We start from the raw sequence: 25,077 nt of genomic DNA, 5'->3' as shown, positions 1-25,077 counted from the left end.
TCCTTCCAGTGACGCCTCACGGCACCACAAGTGAGGTGTCACCTATCCGTGCAGCAGTCCCTTCGGATCACCGGCACAGTGTCCACCCCGTGCGATGAGTCGCCGCAACGCGGTGGACGCCGGTCAGCTCGTGACGTCCTTGCTCGTGAACCGCGCCCACGCGGCGGCGAGGAACACGACGACGTACGCGAGGTCGGTCAGCAGCCCGAGCGACAGGTCGTGCGTGTAGACCGGGTCGCGGAGCAGGTCGACGAGAGCGAGCTGGTGGTCGACGAGCAGCCACGGGTGCAGCCAGTGGAGCTGCTCGATCGAGTCGAGGATCCACATCGCGGTGCTGAGGATGATGATCCCGACGGTCGCGCCCATGGGCTGCTCGGTGAGCGTCGAGACGAACAGCCCGAGCGCCCCGAGCGCGGCGAGGTACGCGGTCACGTAGAGGACCACGAGCAGCAGCCGGACCAGTCCGGCGCCGAGCCCGAGCGTCGTCCCGGACAGCGTGACGACGGGGTGCAGCCCGAACAGCACGGCCCCCGCGACCAGCCCGACGACCGCCACCAGCACGACCCCGAGCAGCGCCCCGAGGACGAGCGCCACGTACTTCACGGCGAGCAGCCGCCCGCGCGTCACGGGCACGACGAGCAGCCCGCGCAGCGTCCCGACGTTCGCCTCGCCCGCGACCGCGTCCCCGGCGAGCACGGCGACGGCGAGCGGCAGGAAGAGGCCGATCTCGAGCGCGAGCGCGGCGAGCGCCACGAAGAACCCGTTGCCGGTGATCTGGTTGAGGAACGTCGCGTCGTCGCCGTTCGATGTCGGGTCCGCGACCTTCACGGCGATCGCGATGACGACCGGCACCGCGGCCAGCACCGCCAGCCCGACCTGGTTGCGCCGACGCCCGAGGATCAGCCGCAGCTCGGAGCGCAGGAACCGCAGCCACGCCCCGACGGCGCCGGGACGCGCGCCCTGCTCGGCCCGCCCGACGGCGTCCACGGGCTCGACGACCTCAGGCGCGTCCGCGGGCGCGGCCGGGAGAGCGTCACTCGTCGGCATCGAAACCTCCGCCGGTGAGCTCGATGAAGCGGTCCTCCAACGTCGCGTGCCGGACGACGAAACCGCGCACCGCGACGCCGGCCCCCACGAGCGCGGCGACCACCGCCTCGGGCGCGACGCCGTCGAGGGTCGCGGTGACGCCGTCGGGTGTGGGGGAGACGTCCGCGAGGCCGAGGCCGGCGAGGACCTCCGCTGCCCGCGTGGTGTCCGGGGTCGTGACCTCCGCCGAGGGGCGGGTCGACCCGAGGACGTCGGCGGACGAGCCCTGCGCGACCAGCCGCCCCGTCCGCATCACGCCGAGGTGCGTGCAGACCTGCTCGATCTCGGACAGCAGGTGGCTCGACACCAGCAGGGTCACGCCCTCCTGGTTCAGCCGCCCGATCAGGGTGCGGACCTCGCGCGTGCCCTGCGGGTCGAGGCCGTTGGTCGGCTCGTCGAGCACGAGCAGGTCGCGCGGCTGCAGGAGGGTCGCGGCGATCGCGAGGCGCTGCCGCATGCCGAGCGAGTAGGCGCGGAACCGTTTGCGCGCCGACCCGAGCAGGTCCACCCGGTCGAGCGCCTCGTCGACCCTCTGCGCGGACGTGCGCGGGTCGGCGAGGCGGTCGGCGGCGTCGAGCCGGGCCAGGTTCGCGCGCCCGCTCAGGTACGGGTGGAAGCCGGGCCCCTCGACCAGGGCCCCGACGCGCGGGAGGACGGTCGCGACGTCGTCGGGCATGCGGCCGCCGAGCAGGCGGACGTCGCCCGCGGTGGGGCGGACGAGCCCCAGGACCATCCGGATGGTCGTCGTCTTGCCCGACCCGTTCGGCCCCAGGAACCCGTAGACCGCGCCGCGCGGCACCGTCAGGTCCACGGCGTCGACAGCCGTCTGTCCGGTCTTCCCGCCGAACCTCTTGGTCAGGCCCGACGTCGCGAGGACGGGTGCGGCTGCGGCGTCGGCGGCGACGCTCACTGGGTCTGCGCGAGGGCCGACGTGACCACCGACGTCGGCACGGCGCCGACCGCCACGCGTCCGTCGTCCGTGAGGACGGCGGTGAAGAGCGTGCCCGCGAGGACGTGCCCGCTGCCCCAGTCACCCGAGACCGTCGGCAGAGTGTTCACGAGCGAGCCCGCCTCGCCGTTCTTCAGAGCGTTCTGCTGCTCGGTCGTGAGCGTCACGACGGCGACGGCGTCCCAGCCCTGGCCGACGACGTCGGGCTTCTGGGCGCCCGCCTGCAGCTCGGCCAGGGGCAGGTCGCCCGCGGTCGGGAGCTCGAGCTGCTTCACGGTCGCGCTCTTCGGGGCGGTGAACTCGAACGTCGAGTCAGCCGGGGTCCGGTAGCTGACCGACGTGAACCCGGCCTCGACGACGGGTGCGGTGCGCTTGGTCGAGTAGACCTCGACGCGCAGCGGCACGTGGGTCTTGGCGTCGACGGCGAGGGCGACCTTGTCGACCAGCGTGTCGTCCGTCTTCGGGTCGACCACGAGCTCGTAGGCGTCGTGCCCGGCCACGCGGGTGGTGCCGTCCGCGATGACCTTCGTCGTCGGGTCGACGGCGTCGAGCGCGGCCCGGGCGACGGCGTCGGGGGTCGTGAGCCCGGCGAGCCCCTCGGCGCTCCGCTTCTGCTTCTCCGTGCCCGACGACGACGGCAGCGTCGCGTGCGCGGCCGTGCGGTCCGCGCCCGACCACAGCCAGACGTCCGAGCCGTCGCGGATCACGTCGGACTCGCTGCCGTCCGCGAGGACGGCGACCTTCGAACGGTCCTGCCCGTCGGTCCACACGCGCACCGTGTGGGTGCCGGTGAGGAGCGACAACGCGCCCGTCGTGCCCTGGGCGCCGGCGCCCGTCACGCCGGCCGCGTCCGTCAGGCCCGGCACGCTCGGGAGGCCCAGGTCCGCCCTGACGGTCGCGGTGCCCTGCAGGGACTGCGCCGTCGGCTGCTGGAGGTCCACGAGGAGCTGCTCGGCCGTCGTCGGGGGCAGGTCGGGGCTGCCGGACGAGCGGGCCGTCGTGGCCGCGTTCGCCCCGACCGCGACGCCGGCGACGAGGACGACGGCCGCGCCCGGCACGATCCACCGGGCACGAGGGTGGCGCGTGAAGAGGCTCATACCCCGATCCTGCGCCTGTCGACGGGTCCGTGGCCAGGCCGCGCCCGCCCCCGACCGGGACCGCCACAGTTTCCCCACAGTCGGCCGCAGGCCGTGCCGGGGGACGGGGGCGCGGCTACCGTCGAACCATGACCGACTCCACCCAGGACGCGCCGGAGGACCCCGCCCGCGCGCAGGACCGTCGTCGTGCGGCCAAGATCCTCTACAAGCCGTTCGGCATCGTCAGCTCGATCGTCGGCGGGCTCGTCGCGGCGCGCGTGTTCCGGCTGATCTACAGGCGGGCCGTCCCGGGGCCCGAGGACCAGGCGCCCAAGCCCCTCGAGTCCGGTTACACCGCGCGGCAGGTCGTGATCGGGGCGCTGATCCAGGGCGCGATCTTCGCGGGCGTCAAGGCGCTCGTCGATCGGGCCGGGGCGCGCGCGTTCGAGCGGTGGACGGGGGAGTGGCCGGGCGACTGAGCTCGGCCTCTCCCACGTGTCAGAACGTGGTGCGCCTATACGGACACCACGTTCTGACAGCTCGGGGAGCGGTCAGGACGGGAGGCGGAGCTGCCAGCCCGCCCACCCGCCGTCGGGCCGGAACCCCAGCGCGACGTTGATGTCGAGCATCGGCCCGTTCTCCTCCGCGTTCCACGTGACGATGCGCCGGACGTCGGGTCGGCGCTCGGCCAGCGCCTGCAGGTTCGCGACCTTGAGGGCCATCCCGAGCCGGTGGCCCCGGTGCCCGGGATCGACGATGGTCGTGTCCTGGTCGGCGGTGGGGCGCGCGTCGTCGGGCTCGGCCGCGAGGACGAGCGCGGTGTAGCCGACGAGCCGGCCTGTCGGGACGTGCTCGGCGCCGCTGAGCAGGACCGTCTGCCCGCGTTCCGTGAACCGGGCCAGCCACGTCCGCATGCGGTCGGCGTCCCACGGGTCGGTCTCCACCTCGAGCCCGCCCGACGGCGCGTCCGTCATCATCCGGCTCTCGAGGGCAGCGACGTCGGCGAGCACCTCCTCGGGGAGGTCCCCGTCCCAGGTCCGGACCCGATAGTCGTCGCGGGAGTGCTCGGCGGCGGCCTCGGCGAAGCGGCGCAGCAGGCTCGGGTCGACGGGCAGGTCGAGGCGTGACATCCGCTCCATCTGCTCGAACGCGAGCCCGCGGGCCAGCGCGAAGCGCGTGGCGTCGTCGTCGGCGGGGATGCGGCCCGAGCCGGTCGAGGGCGCGAGCGCGCCCGGCCCGTCCGGCGGCTCGGTCGGGACGTTCGACCACACCTGCACGACGTGCCGTCCCATGCCGCGCACGAGATCGATGGCCGCCTCCCACAGGGCCGCTCCGATCCCGCGGCGGCGGTGGTCGGGGTGCACGTCGAGCTCGATCTCGACGGCGTCCGGGTTGGACGTCTGGAGCGCGCGGAGCCAGACGAACCCGACGACGTCGTCGGGCGAGGGGGCCACGGAGGCGGCTGCGTCGTCGGGCACGAGGACGGCGACGACGGCCTGGGTGCGCACGTAGTCGGCGTGCCACAGCTGCCCGAGCCGCTGGGCGACCGGGTCGGCGGCATCGGCATGACCGCGCGACGCGAGCTGCACGGCCCGGTCCACCCGGGCGACGCCGTGCACGAGCCAGGCGGCCGGGTCGTCGAGCGAGGCGGGGGCGTCGTCGGGGGTGAGCTGGACGAGCCGGAGCGTCGGTGCCATCGCTCCAGCGTGCGCGCGGGCGCCGGGCCGGTCCACCGCTTAACCGACCGGGTTGTCAGAACGTGGTGAGGCTCGAGACTCACCACGTTCTGACAACCCGGTCGGTGAGGCGTTGGACAATGGGGCGATGCGGGTCGACGTGTGGCTGTGGGCGGTCCGGCTGGCGAAGAGCCGGTCGGTCGCGACGGCGTGGTGCCGTGCCGGGCACGTGCGGGTCAACGGGTCCCGGGTCAAGCCGGCATCGTCGGTCAAGGTCGGGGACACGGTCGAGTTCCGCACCGACCGTGACCGCGTCGTCGACGTCGTGGCGCTGCTGCCCAAGCGGGTCGGCGCGCCCGAGGCCGTCGGGGCGTACGTCGACCGCTCGCCGGCTCCGCTGCCGCGCGAGTACGTCGCGCCGGCCGGGGTCCGCGACCGCGGGACCGGCCGCCCCACCAAGCGCGACCGCCGCGCGCTGGATCATCTGCGCGGCCGCGACTGACGCCGTCGTCGGGCCCGGACGTGTCAGAAGCTCGTGAGCCTCGAGGCTCACGAGCTTCTGACAGCTCAGGGAGAGGCGGGTCAGCAGGAGCTGACGAGCGTCCAGGGTCCCCACTGCTCGTTGCTGGGCGTCTGGCCCTGCGTCCACCAGTTCGCGCGCCAGATCTTCCCGTCGTACGACGCGAGGTCACCGCCGAGGTAGACGCTCGACGACGCCCACGCGGCGGCGCTGCACGTGCCGGGATCGGTCGGCGTGGTCGGGTCGGTGGGGGTGGTCGGGTCGGTCGGCGTGCCACCGTCGCCGGGGTCGGTGCCGTCCGCGACGACGTGCAGGTCGACGCACGAGTAGAACGCGTTCGCCGTGTCGGCGATGTTCCAGCGGGCGAGGATCGTGTGGTCACCCGTGGGCAGGCCCTCGATGGTCTGCGAGATGTTCGAGGCGGGCTGCTCGTTGCCGCCGTCGAACGTCCGGTACAGGACGCCGTCGAGGAAGTACTCCCACGACGCCGTCGAGTGCGCCGCGGTCAGGTTCCACTGGAACGTCACGGTGGTGCCGGTGGTCGTCCGGGGCCAGGGCAGGCTCGCGTCGTCGAGGATCGTGTAGCTGCTTCCCCCGCTGCACTGCGTGGAGCCCTTGGGGGCCTCGACGCTCTGTGGCTCGTACTTGATCTGGCCGCAGTCGAAGGACGTCTCTCCTCGGCGCAGAACCCTTGGCGGCTCTCGGGGGACGTGATCCAGCCGTGGGCGTTCGCGGCCGGTGCGGCCAGGAGCGGGGTGAGCAGCGCCGCGGCGGCCGCGGCCATCGCGACGAGCGTGGCTCGGATGCGGGTCATGGGTTCTCGCTTCCTTGCGTGAGGTGTCGGCCCGGCGCCGACCCCACGGCCGCGCGCCCCAGCTCGACCTGACCACTTCACGCTAGGGAAGCGAGAGAACCGGCACAATCGTGCGATTCCCGTACGGGTTTCCCGTCAGACGACGCGGCGGAGCCACCCGCGCAGGTCGGGCGTGCGCCCGTACTGGAGGTCGAGGAGCGTCGACCGCAGCCGGAGGCTCGTGGCTCCCGGCGTGCCGTCGCCGACCTGCTGCTCGTAGCCCGCGCCGGTGCCGTCCTCGCCGCGGATGCCGACTACCGGGGTGATCACGGCGGCCGTGCCCGCGGCGAAGACCTCGGTGACCGAGCCGTCGGCGAGGCGCTCGCGCAGCTCGGCGAGCCCGACGCGCCGCTCCACGGGCGTGAGGCCGAGGTCGGGGGCGAGCTCGAGGAGGCTGTCCCGGGTCACGCCTTCGAGGATGCTCCCGAGCGCGGGGGTGAGGAGCTCGCCGTCGGCGGTGACGAGGAAGACGTTCATGGTGCCGGCCTCTTCGAGCCAGGCGTGCTCCTCGCCGTCGAGGTAGAGGACCTGGTCGCAGCCGCGGTCGCGAGCCTCGGCCTGCGCGGCCAGGCTCGCTGCGTAGTTGCCGCCCGTCTTGGCGTCGCCCGTGCCGCCGCGTGACGCGCGGACGTACCGGTCGGTGACCCAGAGGTTGACTCCGTGGACGCCGCCGCTGAAGTACGCGCCGGCGGGACTCGCGACGACCCCGAACGTCGCCTCGTGCGCGGGCCGCACGCCGAGGAACGCCTCGGTCGCGATCATGAAGGGCCGTAGGTAGAGGCTGGTCTCCTGGCCGTCGGGCGCGTCGGGGACCCAGGCGGCATCGGCCCGCACGACCGCCTCGACCGCCGCGACGAAGTCGTCCTCGTCGAGCACGGGCAGCGCGAGGCGCTGGGCCGAGCGCGCGAAGCGCCGCGCGTTCTGGTCGGGCCGGAACAGCCACACGCTGCCGTCCGCGTGGCGGTACGCCTTGAGGCCCTCGAAGATCTCCTGCCCGTAGTGCAGGACGGCGGCCGCGGGGTGGAGCGTGAACGGCTCGAGCGGGTGCACGGCGGCGTCGTGCCAGCCGTCGTCGAACGTCCAGCGGGCGGTCGCCATGTGGTCGGTGAAGTACCGGCCGAAGCCCGGGTCTGCCAGGGCTGCGGCGCGTTCCGCGGCGGGGACCGGCTGGGACGAGGGGCGAAGATCCAGGTCGAGCGGCATTTCCGCATCGTACGGCGAAGTGCTCGGCCGGGTGGCCGCGCGCTCTGTGTTACGGGTGAGTAACATGCTCGCGACAGCGCTGTCCGGGCTCTTCTCAGCCCGTCGCACGCGACGTAGCGTGACGACGCAGCACGGCCAGGTCCACCCGCGTCGGGTCCGGTGGACGACGGTGTCCGAGGCGACCGGTGACCCCGGTCGGACCGAGGTGCCCTGGCCTCCCGCAACCCGGAGTCGAAGGGGATAACCGCGCATGACGCCATCAAGCAATCGAGCCGGACGGGACCGGCATCTCAGAACTGACAGCAGGGGAGTGAGGGTGGTGGCCGCCGTTGCCGCCACCCTCGTCGCGTCGGTCGGCGTTGCTGCCTCCGCGACCGCCGCCGACGGAGGTCCGAACGCGACGCCGGCACCTGTCGCGACGTCTCACGCCGTCGACCCGAGCACCAAGCTCGCGGGCTCGCTCGGGACGTCGGTCAAGGGCCGCCACTCCGTCTTCGTCCAGCTCGCCGGCCACGGCGCCGCCGACGCCTCCGCCGACGCGAGCAGCACGACGACGCAGAAGAAGGCCGCTGCGAAGGCGCGGCGGTCCGCTGTCGCCAGGACCGCGTCGTCGGTGGTCGGCACCGCCAAGGCGCACGACGACGACGCCACGAAGCTCTTCGAGGTCTCCAACGCCGTCCCCGGGGTCGCGGTCAACGCGGACGGTGCGGCGATCGAGGCCCTCGCGAAGCGCTCCGACGTCGTGAAGATCACGCCGCTCGTCCCCAAGAAGGTCTCGAACGCCAGCACCGCCAACCTCACCCAGGCCCTGGCGACGTGGCAGGACTACGGGAACACGGGCAAGGGCGTGTCGGTCGGCATCATCGACACCGGCATCGACCACACGCACGCCGACTTCGGCGGGCCGGGCACGGTCGCGGCCTGGGACGCGGCGCACGCGGACAGCGCGGGCGCGTGGACCCCGACCGCCAAGGTGGTCGGCGGCTACGACTTCGTGGGCGACGACTACGACGCCGACCCGCAGGACGAGACGTACCAGCCGGTCCCGCACCCCGACGCGAACCCGCTCGGCTGCAACGACCACGGCACGCACGTGTCCGGCACGGTCGCCGGGTACGGGGAGAACGCCGACGGCTCGACGTTCAAGGGCAGCTACAAGAAGCTCACCGCGGACAAGCTCGCGGCGATGAAGATCGGCCCCGGCATGGCCCCCGAGGCGTCGCTGTACGCGCTCAAGGTCTTCGGCTGCGACGGCTCGACCGACGAGGTCATCCCGGCGCTCGACTGGGCGCTCGACCCGAACGGTGACGGCAACTTCTCCGACCACCTCGACATCGTCAACATGTCGCTGGGCTCGGACTACGGCGTCGTGGACGACCCCGAGAACGCCGTGATCGACAACCTCGCGAAGCACGGCGTCCTGCCGGTCATCGCGATGGGCAACAACGGCGACCTCACCGACACGGGCGGTGCGCCCGGGAACGCGGTCCGCTCGCTCGCCGTCGCGAGCTCGGTGGACGCCTACCAGCTCCGGGACGGCCTGAAGGTCAACGCTCCCTCCGACGTCGCGGGCACGGTCGCGGGCCAGTTCTCGACCGCCTACGACTGGGCGAACAAGGCTCCCGTGACGGCCGACGTCGTCACGCTGTCCAGTGCGAACGCCGACGGCTGCGCCGCGCTGTCCGCCGAGGACGCCGCGAAGGTCAAGGGCAAGATCGCCTGGCTCGTCTGGGACGACAACGACGCGACGCGCAAGTGCGGCTCGGCCGCACGGGCCGACTTCGTGGCCGCTGCCGGAGCCTCCGGTGCGATCTTCACGTCCGGCCTCGACGTGTTCGGCGCGGGGATCCTCGGTGACGACAAGATCCCGGTCATCCAGCTCCCGAAGACGGCGACCGACCGCCTGCAGTCCGCGGTGGACGCCGGCACGCTCAACGTCACGTTCGACGGGTCCCTCGCGGCGACCATCAAGGACGTCACGCCGTCCATCACGGACACCGTGAGCTCGTTCAGCTCGCGCGGCACCCACGGCTCGCTCGGGGTCGTGAAGCCGGACGTCACGGCGCCCGGCGACACCGTCGCCTCGGCGGGCCTGGGCACCGGCAACGGAGTCCTGGTCGAGTCGGGCACGTCGATGGCCACCCCGCACGTCGCGGGCATCTCCGCGCTCGTCAAGGTCGCGCACCCCACGTGGAGCACGGAGCAGCTCAAGGCCGCGATCATGAACACCGCGGACCACGACCTGTACACGGGCGACGACAAGACGGGCGACATCTTCGGCCCGGCCCGCGTGGGCTCCGGCCGCGTCGACGCGCTGGGCGCTGTCAACACCTCGGTGCTGGCGTACGACACCGACGTCAAGGGTGCGGTCTCCGCGTCCTTCGGCGTCGTGGCTGTGCCGGTCACCAAGGCCGTCAAGACGCTCAAGCGCACGGTCAAGGTCCAGAACACCGGGAGCAAGGCGACGACGGTCACGCTCAGGTACCAGGGCATCGTCAAGCAGCCGGGTGTCACCTACACGGTGAGGCCGGCCGCGATGAACCTCAAGGCGCACTCGAGCAGGACCGCGACCGTCACCATGACGATCGTCACCAAGTCGCTGCGCAAGACGCTCGACCCGACCATGGCCGCGACCCAGACCAACCCGTACACGGGTGCGGCCGAGGCCCGGCAGTACGTCGCCGACGCGTCGGGTCGTCTGCTCGTCAAGCCCGCGGGCAAGTCTGCTCTTCGGGTCCCGGTCTACGGGGCGGCGAAGCCGACGTCGACCACGTCGACCAAGGCGACGACGTTCCGCAGTGGCAAGAACACCCTCACGGCGCTGACCCTCAAGGGCCACGGCGTCGCGCAGGGCAAGGGCTCGACGGCGTTCACGTCTCTGGCGTCCGTGCTCCAGCTCGGGGCGAAGAGCCCGAGGCTGCCGGTCTGCCGCGGCACCCAGACGGACGGCTGCACGACGAACACCACGGACACCTCGGGTGACCTGCGGTACGTCGGCGCCGGCTCGACCAAGGGGCTGCACGGCTACGCCGACGGCACGCTCACCTTCGGCATCGCGTCGTGGGGCGACTGGGCGACCATCGGCAACATGGTCATCCCGTACGTGGTGATCGACACGAACGGCGACGGCAAGGCCGACTACGAGGTGGACGTCCAGAACGCCACGTCGACGGACCTGCTCGAAGCGCTCGTGCTCGACCTGAACGACCGGGATCCGGACACGGGTGCGCCGACGCCGGTGAGCGTCTCGCCCGTCAACTACAACGAGGGCGACGTCGACACCAACGTGTTCGACAACAACGTCCTGCTGGTCCCCGTCGACCCGGCGGCGATCGGCGTGAAGAAGACCGACACGTCGTTCCCGATCACCTACCAGATCGGGACGTACTCCGGGTACACGGGCGCCGACATCGACGACTCGTCGGCGATCCAGTTCGACGTCGCCGACCCGGGGTCGTCGTCTCCAGCCCGCTGTACGTCGACCAGGGCGGGAGCTCGATCGTGTACTCGCTCGGCTCGGACGTCGCGAAGAAGGGCACCGACGCGCTCGTCCTGCATCTGCAGGGCACGAAGGGCAAGCGTGCCGAGGTGGTGCACCTGCCCAAGGCGTCCAAGCCGAAGGCCGCGCCGCACGGCAAGGAGCACGCGCCGTCGTACTCGCACCTCAAGGGCCACACGCACGCGTGGTCGCTGAGGGGCGCGAACGACTGACACACCGCTGGACGAAGGCCGCGGCCCGGTGGGATCCTCCCGCCGGGCCGCGGCCGTGCTCAGGCCTCGAGATCGGCCCAGCCCGCGATGTCGACGCCGTGGTTCTCCGGGGACGCGACCGTCCAGGTCCTCGGCAGGAACTCGCCGCTGACCACGCGACCCCCGGTCGCCACCGCAGCGCGCGTGCGCTCCTCGGTGAGCTCGGCGGGCAGCGACAGGTCGATGTGCGTGCGCCCCCGACCCGGACGCACGTCGGCGCCCCCTCTCCTGGGTGGTGAGCTACTGCACGTCCTGCACCAGACAGAACGGGTGTCCGGCCGGGTCGGCGTAGACGCGGAACCGGTCGGCCGGGTGGCCGTCCTCCTCGGGCGTGCCGCTGATGGGCCGCGCCCCCGCCGTGACCGCGGCGTCGTGCGCGTCCTCGAGCCGGTCGACGGCGACGTCGAGGTGCACGCGACCGACCGTCGAGTCCCGTGACCACGGCGGAGGGGTCGCGGTGGAGCGCTGGAAGGCCAGACGAGGGCCGTCGTCGGGGGCGACGAGGACGAGCCAGTCGTCGCCGTCGGGGTCCCACTCGGCGTGGCCCGGCGCGTACGGCCATTCGAGGAGCTCGCGGTAGAACTCGGCGAGCTCGCGCGGCTGGGGGCAGTCGAGGACGATCTCCCGCAGACGCAGCGTGGTCACGAGTGCGCCCCCTCGAGCTGGTTCTCCAACCACGCGACGTCGCGCGGGGCCTCGGCGTGCGTCTCGCAGATCACCGGCGCCCCCACGGCCTCGACCAGGGACACCAGCACGGCCGGGTCGATCTGACCGTCCGTGAGGCTCGCGTGCCGGTCGGCGCCCGACCCGAACGCGTCCCGGCTGTTGTTGGCGTGGACCAGGGAGACCGTCCCGACGACGGCGCTCACGTCCGCGGGCGCCGTCTCCAGCGCGATGCCGCTCGCCCACGCGTGGCACGTGTCGAGGCAGAAACCCAGCGGCACGCCGGCCTTCTCCGCCGCCGGCGCGACCACGGACCAGAGCTGCTCGATACGCTCGAGCCCGCGCGCCATCGCGCCGTCACCGCCCGCGGTGTTCTCGATCAGCACGGGGACCTCGGACTCCAGCGGCTCGATCGCCTTGCGCCAGTTGTCGAAGCCGACCTCGAGCGCGTCCCCCTTGCCGACGTGCCCGCCGTGCACGATCACGCCCTTCGCCCCGATCAGCGCGGCGCCCGTGACCATCTGCTGCAGGAGCTTGCGGGACGGGATGCGGATCCGGTTGTTCGTGCTCGCCACGTTGATGACGTACGGCGCGTGGACGTAGAGGTCGAGGTCCGCCGCCTTCGCGGCGTCCCGGAGGGCCGCGGCGCGCTCCTCGGGGGCGGCGTCGTCGGACCCGTGCACGGGGAATGTGAACTGCGGGCCTTTCCAGCCCTGCGGGTCGCCCAGGAACACCTGGGCCTGGGCAGCGCCCATGTCGAGAGACTGGGCGACGGCGTCGTGCTGGTCCACGTGAGCTCCGATGCGCATGGAGCCCAACCTACGCGGCGCCACCGACCGTCTGCCCGGGCGCCTCGTCGGCCACGGTCGCGCCATCGTCGGCGGGGACGACGACCGCGTCCGTCGGCACCTTGCGCGGCATGAGCAGCACGGCCACCAGCAGGAGAGCAGCGCCTGCGACGACGCCGACGAACACCCGGTGGACGGCGGTCGCGAGCTCCGGCCCCGAAGGGTGGCCGGCGTGCGTTCCGAGGGTCGCGTTGACGCCCGCGCCGTAGACGGCGACGCCCACGGCCGAGCCGATCGAGCGGGCGAACATGTTGGCGCTCGTGACGACGCCGCGCTCCGACCAGCCGACGCTCGACTGCGCCGCGACCATCGTGGGGACGGCGCTGAATCCCATCCCGACCCCGACGACGAGGCAGAAGGCGCCGACCTCCCAGGGCGTCGACGTGTCGTCGAGCATGAGCAGCAGGGCCGCGCCGAGGGCGACGATGACGGCGCCCAGCAGCGACGTCGTCCGGAAGCCCCAGCGCAGGTAGACGCGCCCGGCGAGCGACGCGGCGACCGGCCACCCGAGCGTCATCGTGGCGACCGAGAAGCCGGCCACGAGCGCGCCCGTCCCGAGGCTGATCTGGACGAACGTCGGCACGTAGGACGTGAGACCCAGGACGACGGCGCCGATCGCGAGCGAGGCGATCGTGGTGGTGACGAGGATCCGGCGCCGGAACACCCACAGCGGCAGGACGGGCTCTGGCGCGACGCGCTGGCGCAGCACGAACAGGACGCCCAGCACCACCCCGCCGCCGAGCACCGCCACCCCGGCGGCGGACCCCACGCCCACGCCTGCCCGCCCTCGAGCAGGCCGAGCAGCACGAGGATCGACGAGGCCGTGAGCAGGGTCGCCCCCAGGTAGTCGACGCGGTGCGGGCGCCGCTCGACCTTCTCGTGGAACGACCGCGTGAGGATCCAGCCCGCGACGAGGCAGAGGGGGATATTGACCCAGAAGATCCAGCGCCACGACACCCACTCGGAGAAGATGCCGCCGATCAGCGGCCCTGCGACCGCCGAGACACCCCATACGCTCGCGAGATAGCCCTGCGCGGTCGCGCGCTCCTCGACCGTGTAGATGTCGCCCGCGATGGTGATCGACATGGGCATGATCGCGCCGGCGCCGAGGCCCTGGACCGCGCGGAAGACGATGAGCGCCGGCATCGACCAGGCGAAGCCCGCCAGGACCGAGCCCGCGAGGAAGACGGCGACGCCCGCCAGCATGAGCGGCTTGCGCCCGACGATGTCGGCGAGCTTGCCGTAGATCGGGGTCGACGCCGCCTGGGCCAGCAGGTAGATCGACAGGAGCCACGGGAACTGCGTGAACCCGCCCAGGTCCGCCGTGATGGTGGGGATCGCGGTCGCGATGACGGTGGAGTCGAGCGCGACGAGCGCGGTCGACAGCATGAGGGAGAGCAGGATCGGGCCGCGCCCGGAGCGCAGGCCCACGGAGGCGCGGGAGACGCCGGAGGAGTTGCTTGCCACGAACGAACCGAACCGCAGCCGACGTCCTGGTGTTCCCGGCGGTCGGCGAGCCGGGCCACGACCGCGCTGGGCGGGTGGGACGCGCCGGGCCTGTGAGCCGTCAGGCCCTGGCGCCGCTCGCCGTCGTGGGGAGGGTGTGGAGATGGGCCACGGCAGAGGCGGCAGAGTCCTGCAGCGTGCCCTTCTCGGCGCGGTACCGCCGTCCCATGAGCATCGCCATCAGGACGCCCGCGACGCTGAACGCGGCCATCACCCAGGACGCCGTGGCGAGGCCGGAGGCGAGCGCCTCGGAGGTCGAGTGTCCGGAGACGGTGCGGTCCGTGATCACCGAGGCGTTGACGCTGGCGGCGAGCGCGGTCGCGACGGCGGCGCCGACGTACCGGGCCATGCTCGAGATCCCGGAGGCGGCGCCGACCTGGTCGGCGGAGACGCTGGCGGTCGCGGCGGAGGAGGCGGGCCCGTTCGACAGGCCCTTGCCCACGGCGATCGCGAGGAGCGGGATCACGAAGGCGCCGTACTTCCACGACGGGTCGGTGAAGCCGACCACCGCGAAGCCGACGGCCGTGACCAGGAAGCCCAGCCCGACGACCTGCCGGCCCCCGAGCCTGGCGGCGAACCTCGGTACGAGGGGTGCCACGACGACGAGACCGACGGTCGCGGGCAGGGTGCCGAGCCCGGCCTCCAGCGGTGACATGCCGAGTGCGGCCGGGTTCTGGAAGTAGAGGCTGAGCAGGTACATCAGGCCGTTGATGGTGCCGGCACCGATGAGGATGGCGACGGTCGACCCGACCAGCACGCGGTTGCGCAGGAGCGCCAGGTCGAGCAGGGGCACCCGGACGCGCCTCTCGACGGCCACGAAGGCGAGCCCGGCTGCGGCGGCGACGGCCAGGCAGCCGATCGTCCGCAGCGACGCCCACCCCCAGGCCGAGCCCTTGCTCACGGCCAGGATGGCGGGGCTGAGGGTGAGCGCGACCAGGAACGCACCGGTGTAGTCGATGTCGCGCGACCGGTGCGGGTCGCGCGACTCGTGCACGGTCACGGCCGCGATCAGCATGCAGACGACCGCGACGACGGCGTCGATCCAGAACAGGCCCTGCCACCCGGTGGCGTCGACCAGGAGTCCCCCGACCAGGGGCCGACCGCCGCGGCGGCGCCCCAGAGCGACACCGAGCGCAGCTGGGCGTCGCCGCTGTTGGCCACCGTGAGCAGGCTCAGTCCGCACGCCAGGATGGTCGAGCCGGCGGCACCCTGGACGACCCGGCCCAGGATCACCCCGGTACCGGTGTGCGAGAGGGCGATCAGGACGCACGACGCGACGAACAGCAGCAGGCCGAGCTGGAAGACGCGACGGCGGCCGAACACGTCGCCGAGCGAGCCGGCGGTGACGATGACCGCGGCTCCCATCAGCGAGTAGCCGGTGACCGCCCACTGGAGCGTGTCGACGGAGGTGCCCGTGTCCTGGCTGATGGCCGGGAGCAGGATGCCGACGGCGGACGTGTTGGCATTGACGACCAGGTTGGAGAGGCACGTGGCGAGGAGAACCCCCAGGGCCATCCCGGTCCCGGACGGCTTCTGTGCTGACGACGTCATGCCTGCCGCCCGCCGAGCACCGCGGTGGACATGGTGCCCCCTCCCGCGCGCCCCTCGGCGGGCACGTCGAACTCATCGTGGCAGCGGCAGCGTGGACGCGCGCGCCGTGGTGCGGGGCTGCCGCGCTCAGGAGCTCGGTGCCGCGTGCCGCCGGGGTGCGAGGCGCGAGGCGACCCACGCCGCCGCGAGGGCCAGCACGATCCCGACGAGCGTCTCGCCGACGCGCTCGGCGAACCAGTGCCCGGTGCCTTCGTCGCCGCGCGCCACCAGCATCGACAGGACGATCGTCGTCGAGAAGAACGGCATGACGTACCAGCGGCTGCCCACGGTGGCGCACACTCCGGCGAGGGCGGCGGCGGCCAGGCCGGCCACCACCCCGCTGGGCGGGTCGAGCGCCCCGAGCCCGCAGGCGACGAGCGCGCCCAGCAGCACCGAGGCCGCGCGGCCGACGCTGCGGGCGTGGAGGGCGCCCTCGTCGGGCCGGCTCACGAGGAGCGCCGCGGTGCAGGCCCAGCCGGGGTGGTCGAAGCCGGACGCGAGCCCGATCGCCGCGGCGCCCGCACCCGCGACCCCGATCTGCAGCCCGTAGCGCAGCATGGCCGCCCGCGCCGGCACGGCGCGGGGCGCCCGGCCCGCGCGGCGCCGCCCGGCCAGAGCAGCGAGACGAGCCACGCGTAGACCGAGCCGGCGAGGATGAGCAGTGCCGCGCCCACCCCGGACGCGGGGTCCTCGCTCAGCCCGGCACCGACGAGCGGTAGTCCGAGGGCGAGCGAGAGGGGCGCGAGACGCCGACGCGGGTTCGCCGTCGTGAGGGCGACGACGACGGCGAGCGCGAGGACGGTCGCGACGGCGAGCGCGGGCGTCCCCGAGACGAGCGAGCCGAGCACCATCGAGACACCGGCCAGGGCGCCGACGACCACGACGACCACGCGCGCACGCCGCGGGCCCGGTAGCCCGAGCGCCGCCGCGGGGAGCACGCCCACGGCCCAGGCCAGCCCGGCAGAGGGGTCGGCCGCGGTGACGACGACCGCCGGCACCGCATAGGCGAGACCGAGCCCGGCGTTGCGCCAGGACCAGGCGATCGCGGGTCGCGTGGCCGCCGGCATGAGGCAGTCCTACCACCGCCGCCCGCGCTGCGCGTCCGGGGTGCCTCGGCGGCGTGCGCAGATCATCCGCCGGTGATGAGGCGCGTTCCCGCAGGTGGCGTCACGCTGGAGTGGTCCGCACCACCCGCTTCGACGGCCGGCACCGGTCCCAGCACTCCCGGTGCGCACCGAGGAGGTCAGATATCTCCCGCAGGAAACGTGTCCGCCGTTCGTGGGCACGCCGTCTCGTTCAAGGCCGACCCGTTCCACTCCGACGACGCCCTCGTCGACATCGAGGACGCGCTCGTCGTCAGCGAGGACGGCCTCATCACGGCGTTCGGCCCGTACGAGGAGACCGAGCAGCACGTCCCGGACGGCGTCGAGGTCGCGCACCTGCCGGGCTCCGTGATCTGCCCCGGCTTCATCGACACGCACGTGCACTACGTGCAGACGGGCATCATCGGGGCGTTCGGTTCCCAGCTCATCGACTGGCTCAACCACTACACGTTCATCGAGGAGCAGCGGTTCGCGGACGCCGGCCATGCCGCCGACGTCGCGCGCGTGTACTTCGACGAGCTGCTCCGTAACGGCACGACGACGGCCGTGACCTTCTGCGCGGTCTACCCACAGTCGGTGGACGCGTTCTTCGAGGAGTCGGAGCGTCGCGGCACGCGGATGATCGGCGGCAAGGTCCTGATGGACCGCAACGCCCCCGACGCGCTCCTCGACACCGCGCAGTCGGGCTACGACGACTCGAAGGCCCTGATCGAGAAGTGGCACGGGAAGGGGCGCCAGCTCTACGCGATCACGCCGCGGTTCGCCCCGACGAGCACGCCCGAGCAGCTCGAGGCGGCCGGGACGCTGTGGAAGGAGCACCCGGGGACCTTCGTGCACACGCACGTGTCCGAGAACCTCGGCGAGATCCAGTGGGTGCACTCGCTGTTCCCGGAGCGCAAGGGCTACCTCGACGTGTACGACCACTACGGTCTGCTGGGCCGCCGGTCGGTGCTCGCGCACGGCGTGCACCTGACGGCGTCCGAGCGGCGCCGGGTGAGCGAGACGCAGACGGCGATCGCGCACTGCCCGACGTCGAACCTGTTCCTCGGCAGCGGGCTCTTTCACGTGCACGACGCTCAAGTCGTTCTACCTCGCGGCCCTCGGCGGGGCCCGCGCGCTCGACCTCGACGACAAGATCGGCTCGCTCGAGGTCGGCAAGGAGGCGGACTTCGTCGTCCTCGACCCGTCCGCGACGCCGCTGCTCGCGTACCGCTCCGCCCGGGCGGAGTCGACCGAGGAGCTGCTGTTCGTGCTGTCGATCATGTCCGACGACCGCACCGTCGCCGCCACCTACTCGGGCGGCCGCCTCGTCCACGCTCGGAAGGAGTCCTGATGTCCACGGGTCACGCGGGGTACGTGCACGCCACGACCTCCATGTTCGGCAAGCACGACCAGGAGCGTCCGCACGACCGGCCCGGCGGCCCCGAGGCGTGGACCATCTGGATCCTCGCCACGGTGTTCGTGGTGTGGCTCTTCGCGATCCAGACGGGCTACGGCATCGTCTCGCCCGACATCCAGCACGACGCCTCGCTGTCGATCGGGCAGGTCAGCCTGGCCGCCTCGATCTACACGTGGGCGTTCGCGGTCTGCCAGTTCTTCTCCGGCTCGCTGCTGGACCGCTACGGCACCCGGCCGCTGCTCGCGATCGCCGTCGCGTTCGTGACTGCGGGCGCGTTCCTCTACTCGGCGACGACGAACTTCGGGACCCTGGTTCGCGCGCAGGTGGTGCTGGCGATCGGGTCGTCGTTCGGGTGCGTCGGGGCCGGCTACGTCGGCGGCAAGTGGTTCGCCGCGGCCAAGTACGGGCTGATGTTCGGCATGGTCCAGATGTTCGCGTCCCTGGGCTCGGCGGTGAGCCAGCCCGCGATCTCGGCGCTGCTGCGCTCGATGAGCTGGGAGCAGCTCCTGGCGGGGTTCGGGGCGTTTGGCGTGCTGCTGCTCGTCGCGTTCGTGTTCATCGTCCGCAACCCGGTCTCGACGCCCGAGGAGATCGCGGCCGCGAAGGCTGAGCACGCGGGCCGCAACGTGTTCGCGGAGATCGTGCACGACCTCGGCCAGTGCTTCGCCAACCGTCAGGTCGTGCTCTCCGCGCTGTTCGCGGGGGCGTCGTTCGGCACGATGCTCGCGGTGGGGGTCCTGTGGGGCCCGCGCGTCCAGGCGGCGCGGGGTGCGTCCGCGGGGCTGGCCGCGATCCTCTCCGCGCTCGCCTGGCTCGGCCTCGCGCTCGGCGCGCCGCTGGTGAACGTGATCTCCAACCGGTGGCACTCGCGCAAGTGGCCGTCCGTCTACGGCCTGGTCCTGCAGGCGGTGGCCGTCGCGTTCTTCATCTACGGCCCGGCTCAGTCCCAGGGCGTGAGCGTGGTCGTCATGTTCGCGGTCGGCCTGCTCGCCGGCACGCACATGCTGGGCTTCACGATCGCGGGCGAGTCCGTGCCGCCCAGCCTCATCGGCAGCGCGTCGGCGATCGTCAACGGGTTCTGCTTCATCATCGGCGGCGTGCTCGAGGCGGTCCCGGGACGGCTGCTGCCCAGCGGCACCCCGGACCTCTCGGACTACCGCGGTGCGCTGTGGATCATGCCCGCGATCCTCGTCGTGGGCGCGCTGTGCGCCCTGGGCCTGCGCGAGCGTCCGCGCGCGGACGCGGCGACGGAGGATGCCCCGGCACAGGCCGCGGCGAGCTGAGAGGCCGAGGCCGAGCGACCCCCTGCGTCGCTCGGCCGACAGCGCTGCCGCATCCATTGTGATATGTGACAACCCGTAACACGAAGCAAAACGGAGGCCGTCGAGATTTTTCACCCGCTCGGGTGCGCTGACCTGCGGTGACGCGTCAGCACGCGTCGCCCGCGGGGGCCGCGATCAGCCCCACGACCGCGTCGGCGATCCCCGCGAGCCGGCGCGGGGCCTCGTCCCACGCCCCGCGGAACTCCAGCAGGCCCTTCGTCCCCATCCCGCCGGACACGAGCAGCCAGGCGACCTCGTCGACGTCGACCCCGGGCCGGAGCAGCCCCCGCTTCGTGGCCTCGGTGAGCTGCCCGACGACGAACGCCCGCCAGGTCCGGTACGGGTCGATGCGCCGCTCGGGGAAGTGCCGGTGCGACTCGGCGGCGAGCCGCATCCCGGCCCGGACCTCGACCCGGCTCGCCATGTTCTCCCCGACGAGGCGGAACGTCGTCGCCAGGACGTCCAGGGGGTCGTCGGACCGCTCGCGCGCCGCCGCCATCGCGGCACGCATGCTGCCGCCCTCGGCCGTGAGGACCGCCGATGCCACGGCGTGGAGGTCGCCCACGCGCGCCACGACCTCGTCGACGGTCAGCCCGGCGGTGTCCGCGACGTCGTCGAGGCGCACCTCCGCGTACGGGCGCTCGGCGAACAGGCCCGCGGCCGCCGCCACGACGCGCGCGGCGTCGTCGTCGCTCACGCGGCGACGCTCCACGCGAGGCGGGCCTCCGCGTGCACGCCGTTCGACGACTCCGACCGCACCAGCACGTCGTGCAGCCCCGCGCCGCCGCGGGTGACGAGCCGGTCGTGCACGAGCGTCGTGGTCGTCGTCAGGGCCACGGGGAGCGGCGCCGGGCGGGGACGCCCAGGATGCGCAGGCTGCGCATCCACAGGTTCCCGACGGCGGCCCGCGCGGTGCCTGCGAGTTCGTAGACGAGGACCTGGGTGAGCTGGCCCATCGTGACGAGGTAGTCGACGACCGTCAGCGCGGGGTGGTAGGCCGACTCGATCCCGGACGCGCCGGACGGGGCGTCCGGGCCGTCGACGGCGAACTCGTGCGTCGCCCGGACGTCCTGCGCCACCCGGTCGACCGGGCGGACCCACGTGGTGCACTCGGTCCGCCGGTAGGCGTCGTGGTAGACGGACGGGCCGACGTCGGGCGGCACGGCTGCGCCGGACGAGGCGGCGGCCTCGCCCGCCAGGTGCACGACGGCCCGGATGTTGCCGACGGTCCCGCGGTAGCGCGCGCCGTCGTCGGAGGGCTCGGAGCTGACCGTCACCGGGACGGTGTCGAGGTCCCACCAGGGCTCGGTGCCGCTGCGCAGCTCGACGTCGCGGACCCACTGGCGCGCGGCCCCGGGCCCCAGGGCGTCCTCGAGCGCGAGGGTCGTGAGGACGACGGCGTCGACGGAGCTGAGGTGCGGCGTGCGGGGCCGGCCCGACCCGTCGGTCGACCAGTCGCGCGGGTAGTGGGCCGTCGCGGTCGCCGTGAGCGTGCTGCCCTCCGGTCGGGGAGTCGACAGTGTGTGCCGGACGTTGCGGTAGCCGGCCGCGAAGTAGCGGCCCTCGCTCGGTCCGAGGAGGTCCTCGAGGCTGGCCAGGAGTCCGTCGTGCAGTGCTTCGGGCATGGCATGTCCTCTCATCAGACCGGTCTTGCTGATGCTATCGACGATTTACGCCACTCGGTGTCTTGTGACAGGCCGAACAGTTGGTACCGTCGTGCGCATGTCTTCTCGGCCGGTAGGGCGTCCTCTTGACCCAGCGATCCGCGAGTCGCTCCTGCATGCTGCGGAACGGGTCATGGTGACCGAAGGTTTCTCCAAGTTGACTGTCGAGTCGCTCTGCAGCGAGATCGGCACCACGCGGCCGGCGTTCTACCGCCGGTACCGCAACGTGTCCCACCTCGCGTTCGACGTGATCCGGCGGCACTTCGGGGCGGAGCCCCCGCAGGAGACCGGCTCGCTCGAGGGTGACCTCCTGGCGCTGCAGCTCGCCGAGGTCGCGATGTTCGCGGACCCGCTCATGAGCAAGAACCTGTCCGGGCTGCTCGAGTCCGTCCTGGGTGACCCCGTCCTCTCGGGGACGTACGCCAGCCAGTTCATCCTGCCCCGCCGGGCCCGCGTCGCCGACGTCCTCGAGGCCGCCGTCGCACGGGGTGAGATCTCGGGCTACGACGACGTCCCGTTCATCTGCGACATGCTCGTCGGCCCGATCATGGCGCGCTCGCTCCTGCCGGGCTCCGAGCCCGTCGACGAGACCCTGGCGCGCTCGACGACGCGCGCGGTGCTGGCGCTGCTCGGGGCGCTGACCCCGGCCGCGTAGACGACGCGCGTCGACACGGCCGGGGAGGCCGTCAGCCCACCACCTCGAGCAGGTTCTTCTTCTCGGCGTCGGTGAGGTTCGTGAGGAGCAGGGTGCCGCCGAGCCCGTGCACGCGCTCCCCGAGGCGGTCGAGGTCCGCGCCCTCCGTGACCGCGAACAGGGCGGACGTGCCCTGCGTGATCTGGGCGCGGAGCGTGTCGAGGTCGGACTCCTTGATCCCGAGCCCGTTCAGCGACTTGGCCGCGGCGCCGATCGCCGCGCCCGCGGCGGCGCCGATGAACGGTACGAAGAACAGCAGCCCGAACACGAACCCCCACAGCGCACCCCAGCCGGTGCCCTTCTTGGTGTCCTCGTGACCGTGGTGCGTGGTGGGTCGTGCGTCACCCTGGGGCCACGACACGACGGCGGTGTCGTGGATCTCCACGAGGCCCTCGCGCGAGGCGTCCCGCAGGATCTTCTCGGCCTCGTCGGCGCGGCCGGCGTCGTCGTACTTCCAGACGGTGAAGGTGGTCATGGCGCCGGCCTCAGCCGAGGATCTTCGCCTTGGCCTGCGCGAACTCCTCGTCGCTCAGGATGCCCTGGGCGTGGAGCTGCCCGAGCTGCTGGAGCTGGGCGTACAGGTCGTCACCGCCGCCTGCGGGCGCGGCCTCGACCTGTGCCGGGGCCGGTGCCGCCTGGACGGGCTCCGCATAGACGGGCTGGGGCGCGGCCTGCTGCTCGTACGCGGCCTGCTGGTCGTACATCTTGCGCTGCTGGTGCCGCGCCACCGCTCCGGTGGTCGCGGTCGCGGTGCCCGCGATGACCGCGGTGCGGGCGGCGGTCCCGATGAGGCCGCCGCGTCCGATCCTGGCTCGTCCGATCATGGTCTGCTCCTTCGTCGACGGGTCGATGGGGTGGGTCAGCCGAGAGAATCGGCGCTGGCGTTGACGACCTCGGCGGGGATCCGCTCCGCGAGCACGACCTCCGCGCCGGCCTTGCCGAGCGCCTCGACGAGACCCCGGGCCCACGTGTGCTCGATGACCGCGACGAGCGCCGCGCTCCCCGGCTCGAGCAGCTCGGCGACGGCCTCGACGTCCTCCTCGCTCGCGAGCTGCGCGCCGGTCTCGCCGAGCTCGTCGACGCCGGGCACGACGCCCTCCGCGAGCTCGCCCGCGTCGACCGTGCCGTCCTCGCCCTTGCGCACGACGAGCAGGTCGACGACCGTGATCGCGTCGTTCCCCAGCAGGTCGACGACGGCCTGCCGCACGCCGTCGTCGACGTCGCCGTTCGACAGGCTGATCGCATAGAAGTCCGCCGGGCCGTAGATGGTGTCGCTCATCGCGTTCCTCTCGTCGAAGACCGGGGAGCCGGCGCAGCGCCCCTCGACCCCAGCCTCACCCGCGCCGCCGTCGTCCGGCTCATCCCTGGCGGGTGATCCGCGTCCCGGGGCTGCGCGGGAGGGTGGGGGACGTGACCGCGACCGCCCCGCACCCCAGCGCCGCTCCCTCGCCCTCGCCTGCGCCGCCCCGCGCCTGGTGGGTCTTCGGGTCCCTGCAGGGCTACCGGAGGTCGTGGCTGCGCGGCGACGTCATCGCCGGTCTCACCGTGTGGGCGGTGCTCGTCCCGGAGTCGCTCGCGTACGCGGGGATCGCCGGGGTGTCGCCGGTCGTCGGCCTGTACGCCGCGGTCCCGTCGCTCATCCTCTACGCGGCGCTCGGGAGCTCCCGCCACCTGATCGTCGGGCCGATGTCGGCGACGGCGGCCCTGTCCGCGAGCGTGGTGGGAGCCTTCGCGAAGGGCGACGACGCGCTGTTCGTGACGCTCACGACGGCCGTCGCCCTCGTGACGGGGCTGCTGTGCGTCGTCGCCGGGATCGCGCGGCTCGGCTTCCTCGCGTCCTTCATCTCCGAGCCGGTGCTCAAGGGCTTCATCATCGGGCTCGCGCTCACGATCATCATCGGGCAGGTCCCGGCCGCGCTCGGCGTCGACAAGGGCGACGGCAACTTCTTCGAGAAGCTCTGGCACATCCTCACCGAGCTCGGGGACATCCAGTGGACGACGGCGGCCCTCGCCGTCGGCTGCCTGGCCGTGCTGCTCGTGCTCAAGCGCGTCGCCCCGAAGATCCCCGGCTCGCTGGTGGTCGCGGTCATCGGGGTCCTCGCGGTCAAGGTCTTCCACCTCGACGACCACGGCGTCGACATCGTCGGGCACATCGACTCCGGGCTGCCCGCGCTCGGGCTCCCCGGCGCGACATGGACCCAGTACACCGACCTCGTCGGCCCGTGCGTCGGGGTCATGCTCATCGGGTTCGCGGAGGCGCTCGGCGCCGCCAAGACGTACGCGGCGCGCGAGGGCTACGACATCGACCCCAACCGCGAGCTCCTCGGCATGGGGGCGGCGAACATCGGCTCCGGGCTCGCGTCCGGCATGGTGGTCAACGGGTCGCTCTCCAAGACGGCCGTCAACGGGGGAGCGGGCGCGAAGAGCCAGGTGTCCGGTCTCACCGCCGCGGTCCTCACGCTGCTCACCCTCCTGTTCCTCACGTCGCTGTTCGAGTCGCTTCCCGAGGCGACGCTCGCGGCCGTCGTGATCGCCGCCGTGATCGAGCTCGTGGACGTCGCGGCGCTGCGCCGCCTGTGGCGCCTCGCCACCCCGACGGTCCGCACGCTCTACGGCTCCGCCGCCCGCGACGACTTCTACGCCGCGCTCGCCGCCGCGCTCGGCGTGCTCCTGTTCGACACGCTGCCCGGGCTCGTGATCGGCATCGTCCTCTCGCTGCTCCTGCTCCTCGTGCGCGCGTCCCACGCGCGGGTCGCGGTGCTCGTCCGGGACGACGCCGGAGCATGGGTCGACGCGGATCGGGCCTCGCAGCTCGGGCGCCCCTCGCACCCGGTGGACGGGGTGCTCGTCGTCCGGCCCGAGTCGGGGCTGTTCTTCGCGAACGCCGACCGGGTGCGGTCGGCGGTCCGTGCGCTGGTGGCGCAGCAGCACCCGCGGCTCGTCGTCGTCGACGCCGCGACCGTGCCCTTCGTCGACGTCGACGCGGCCGAGATGCTCGCGACCCTGCAGAAGGACCTGGCACGGCAGGATGCGCGGCTCGCCGTGGCGCGCGACGTCGGGCAGGTGCGGGAAGAGCTCCGCGCCGCGCTCGACCGGGACGAGCAGCCGCCCGTCTTCAGGGACGTGGACGACGCCGTCGCCTCCCTCCCCGCGACGTAGGCCCCCGGGCGGGGTG

Annotated in this window: 22 protein-coding genes and 3 pseudogenes; 6 read left to right on the top strand and 19 right to left on the bottom strand. The window is 72.9% G+C overall.

What is annotated here, in order from left to right; translation table 11 throughout:
- Positions 1-123: 123 nt before the first annotated feature.
- The 3 genes from QQK45_RS05250 to QQK45_RS05240 are packed head-to-tail and all read right to left on the bottom strand — an operon-like array spanning position 124 to position 3,132.
- Positions 124-1,047, bottom strand: coding sequence for an ABC transporter permease (locus QQK45_RS05250; RefSeq protein WP_284292361.1), 924 nt, complete (start codon positions 1,045-1,047; stop codon positions 124-126).
- Positions 1,034-1,996: an ABC transporter ATP-binding protein gene (locus tag QQK45_RS05245; RefSeq protein WP_284292360.1), complete on the bottom strand. Its 963-nt coding sequence runs from the start codon at positions 1,994-1,996 to the stop codon at positions 1,034-1,036. The genes QQK45_RS05250 and QQK45_RS05245 overlap by 14 nt, the downstream gene beginning before the upstream one ends.
- Entirely contained in the window at positions 1,993-3,132 is a 1,140-nt protein-coding gene (locus tag QQK45_RS05240; protein WP_284292359.1) for a LolA family protein, read from the bottom strand. Before QQK45_RS05240 ends, QQK45_RS05245 begins: the two co-directional genes overlap by 4 nt.
- Positions 3,133-3,260: 128 nt before the next feature.
- Between QQK45_RS05240 and QQK45_RS05235 the strand changes: the two genes are divergently transcribed.
- The gene (locus QQK45_RS05235; RefSeq protein ID WP_284292358.1) at positions 3,261-3,590 is read left to right on the top strand and encodes a DUF4235 domain-containing protein; all 330 of its coding nucleotides are present in this window, start codon (positions 3,261-3,263) and stop codon (positions 3,588-3,590) included.
- A 72-nt stretch (positions 3,591-3,662) separates the two neighbouring features.
- Here the strand turns inward: QQK45_RS05235 and QQK45_RS05230 are convergent, their stop codons facing one another.
- A complete protein-coding gene (locus QQK45_RS05230) occupies positions 3,663-4,808 on the bottom strand; it encodes a GNAT family N-acetyltransferase (RefSeq protein ID WP_284292357.1) in 1,146 nt (381 codons plus the stop codon).
- 127 nt (positions 4,809-4,935) lie between these two features.
- Here QQK45_RS05230 and QQK45_RS05225 point away from each other — a divergent pair, with 127 nt between their 5' ends.
- Positions 4,936-5,289, top strand: a complete 354-nt coding sequence (locus QQK45_RS05225; RefSeq protein ID WP_284292356.1) for an RNA-binding S4 domain-containing protein — start codon at positions 4,936-4,938, stop codon at positions 5,287-5,289.
- A gap of 80 nt (positions 5,290-5,369) precedes the next feature.
- Here the strand turns inward: QQK45_RS05225 and QQK45_RS05220 are convergent, their stop codons facing one another.
- Positions 5,370-6,197 carry a lytic polysaccharide monooxygenase gene (locus QQK45_RS05220; RefSeq protein WP_284292355.1) on the bottom strand — a complete coding sequence of 276 codons (828 nt, stop codon included), beginning with the start codon at positions 6,195-6,197 and terminating at the stop codon, positions 5,370-5,372.
- Between the two features lie 59 nt (positions 6,198-6,256).
- Positions 6,257-7,363 (bottom strand): branched-chain amino acid aminotransferase, encoded by a 1,107-nt coding sequence (locus QQK45_RS05215; RefSeq protein ID WP_284292354.1) that lies wholly within the window; start codon positions 7,361-7,363, stop codon positions 6,257-6,259.
- A 316-nt stretch (positions 7,364-7,679) separates the two neighbouring features.
- On the opposite strand from QQK45_RS05215, the gene QQK45_RS05210 reads away from it, so the two are divergent.
- Positions 7,680-11,057: a S8 family peptidase gene (locus QQK45_RS05210; RefSeq protein WP_284292353.1), complete on the top strand. Its 3,378-nt coding sequence runs from the start codon at positions 7,680-7,682 to the stop codon at positions 11,055-11,057.
- Between the two features lie 76 nt (positions 11,058-11,133).
- Here QQK45_RS05210 and QQK45_RS05205 read toward each other — a convergent pair.
- The 7 genes and pseudogenes from QQK45_RS05205 to QQK45_RS05175 all read right to left on the bottom strand — a co-directional run.
- Positions 11,134-11,361, bottom strand: a pseudogene (locus QQK45_RS05205) (VOC family protein); the annotation flags it as partial.
- Positions 11,354-11,758, bottom strand: coding sequence for a VOC family protein (locus QQK45_RS05200; RefSeq protein ID WP_284292351.1), 405 nt, complete (start codon positions 11,756-11,758; stop codon positions 11,354-11,356). The gene QQK45_RS05200 and the pseudogene QQK45_RS05205, both read right to left, overlap by 8 nt.
- Positions 11,755-12,585 carry a deoxyribonuclease IV gene (locus tag QQK45_RS05195; RefSeq protein ID WP_284292350.1) on the bottom strand — a complete coding sequence of 277 codons (831 nt, stop codon included), beginning with the start codon at positions 12,583-12,585 and terminating at the stop codon, positions 11,755-11,757. The genes QQK45_RS05200 and QQK45_RS05195 overlap by 4 nt, the downstream gene beginning before the upstream one ends.
- A 10-nt stretch (positions 12,586-12,595) precedes the next feature.
- A pseudogene (locus tag QQK45_RS22950) lies at positions 12,596-14,013 on the bottom strand (MDR family MFS transporter).
- Between the two features lie 178 nt (positions 14,014-14,191).
- Positions 14,192-15,645 (bottom strand): annotated as a pseudogene (locus QQK45_RS05185) (MFS transporter).
- Positions 15,646-15,807: 162 nt separating this feature from the next.
- The gene (locus QQK45_RS05180) at positions 15,808-16,278 is read right to left on the bottom strand and encodes an FUSC family protein (RefSeq protein ID WP_284292349.1); all 471 of its coding nucleotides are present in this window, start codon (positions 16,276-16,278) and stop codon (positions 15,808-15,810) included.
- Entirely contained in the window at positions 16,167-16,787 is a 621-nt protein-coding gene (locus QQK45_RS05175; RefSeq protein WP_284292348.1) for a hypothetical protein, read from the bottom strand. Before QQK45_RS05175 ends, QQK45_RS05180 begins: the two co-directional genes overlap by 112 nt.
- A 198-nt stretch (positions 16,788-16,985) precedes the next feature.
- Between QQK45_RS05175 and guaD the strand changes: the two genes are divergently transcribed.
- Positions 16,986-19,505 (top strand): guanine deaminase, encoded by a 2,520-nt coding sequence (gene guaD, locus QQK45_RS22945; protein ID WP_431310230.1) that lies wholly within the window; start codon positions 16,986-16,988, stop codon positions 19,503-19,505.
- Between the two features lie 145 nt (positions 19,506-19,650).
- On the opposite strand, the gene QQK45_RS05160 is transcribed toward guaD, so the two are convergent.
- From QQK45_RS05160 to QQK45_RS05150, 3 genes are read right to left on the bottom strand one after another with little or no spacing between them, the layout of a single operon-like run.
- Positions 19,651-20,241: a hypothetical protein gene (locus QQK45_RS05160; protein ID WP_284292347.1), complete on the bottom strand. Its 591-nt coding sequence runs from the start codon at positions 20,239-20,241 to the stop codon at positions 19,651-19,653.
- The gene (locus QQK45_RS05155; protein WP_284292346.1) at positions 20,238-20,381 is read right to left on the bottom strand and encodes a hypothetical protein; all 144 of its coding nucleotides are present in this window, start codon (positions 20,379-20,381) and stop codon (positions 20,238-20,240) included. The genes QQK45_RS05160 and QQK45_RS05155 overlap by 4 nt, the downstream gene beginning before the upstream one ends.
- Entirely contained in the window at positions 20,372-21,169 is a 798-nt protein-coding gene (locus tag QQK45_RS05150; protein WP_284292345.1) for an AvrD family protein, read from the bottom strand. Before QQK45_RS05150 ends, QQK45_RS05155 begins: the two co-directional genes overlap by 10 nt.
- On the opposite strand from QQK45_RS05150, the gene QQK45_RS05145 reads away from it, so the two are divergent.
- A complete protein-coding gene (locus QQK45_RS05145; RefSeq protein ID WP_348525151.1) occupies positions 21,168-21,863 on the top strand; it encodes a TetR/AcrR family transcriptional regulator in 696 nt (231 codons plus the stop codon). The two genes, QQK45_RS05150 and QQK45_RS05145, sit on opposite strands and share 2 nt — an antisense overlap.
- Positions 21,864-21,894: 31 nt before the next feature.
- Here QQK45_RS05145 and QQK45_RS05140 read toward each other — a convergent pair whose 3' ends face one another.
- Genes QQK45_RS05140 through QQK45_RS05130 form a run of 3 tightly spaced genes read right to left on the bottom strand, consistent with a single transcriptional unit; the run spans position 21,895 to position 23,181 of the window.
- On the bottom strand, positions 21,895-22,377 hold the full coding sequence (locus QQK45_RS05140) for a DUF1269 domain-containing protein (RefSeq protein WP_284292343.1): 483 nt from the start codon (positions 22,375-22,377) through the stop codon (positions 21,895-21,897).
- Between the two features lie 10 nt (positions 22,378-22,387).
- On the bottom strand, positions 22,388-22,726 hold the full coding sequence (locus QQK45_RS05135; RefSeq protein WP_284292342.1) for an SHOCT domain-containing protein: 339 nt from the start codon (positions 22,724-22,726) through the stop codon (positions 22,388-22,390).
- 35 nt (positions 22,727-22,761) lie between these two features.
- A complete protein-coding gene (locus QQK45_RS05130) occupies positions 22,762-23,181 on the bottom strand; it encodes a DUF6325 family protein (protein WP_284292341.1) in 420 nt (139 codons plus the stop codon).
- A gap of 131 nt (positions 23,182-23,312) precedes the next feature.
- On the opposite strand from QQK45_RS05130, the gene QQK45_RS05125 reads away from it, so the two are divergent.
- Positions 23,313-25,061, top strand: coding sequence for a SulP family inorganic anion transporter (locus QQK45_RS05125; RefSeq protein WP_284292340.1), 1,749 nt, complete (start codon positions 23,313-23,315; stop codon positions 25,059-25,061).
- Positions 25,062-25,077 lie beyond the last annotated feature (16 nt).

The organism is Luteimicrobium album, assembly GCF_030161555.1.
GTDB lineage: Bacteria > Actinomycetota > Actinomycetes > Actinomycetales > Cellulomonadaceae > Luteimicrobium > Luteimicrobium album.
The sequence above is the reverse complement of the archived record's forward strand: the minus strand, read 5'-3'. Positions and strand labels throughout refer to the sequence as shown.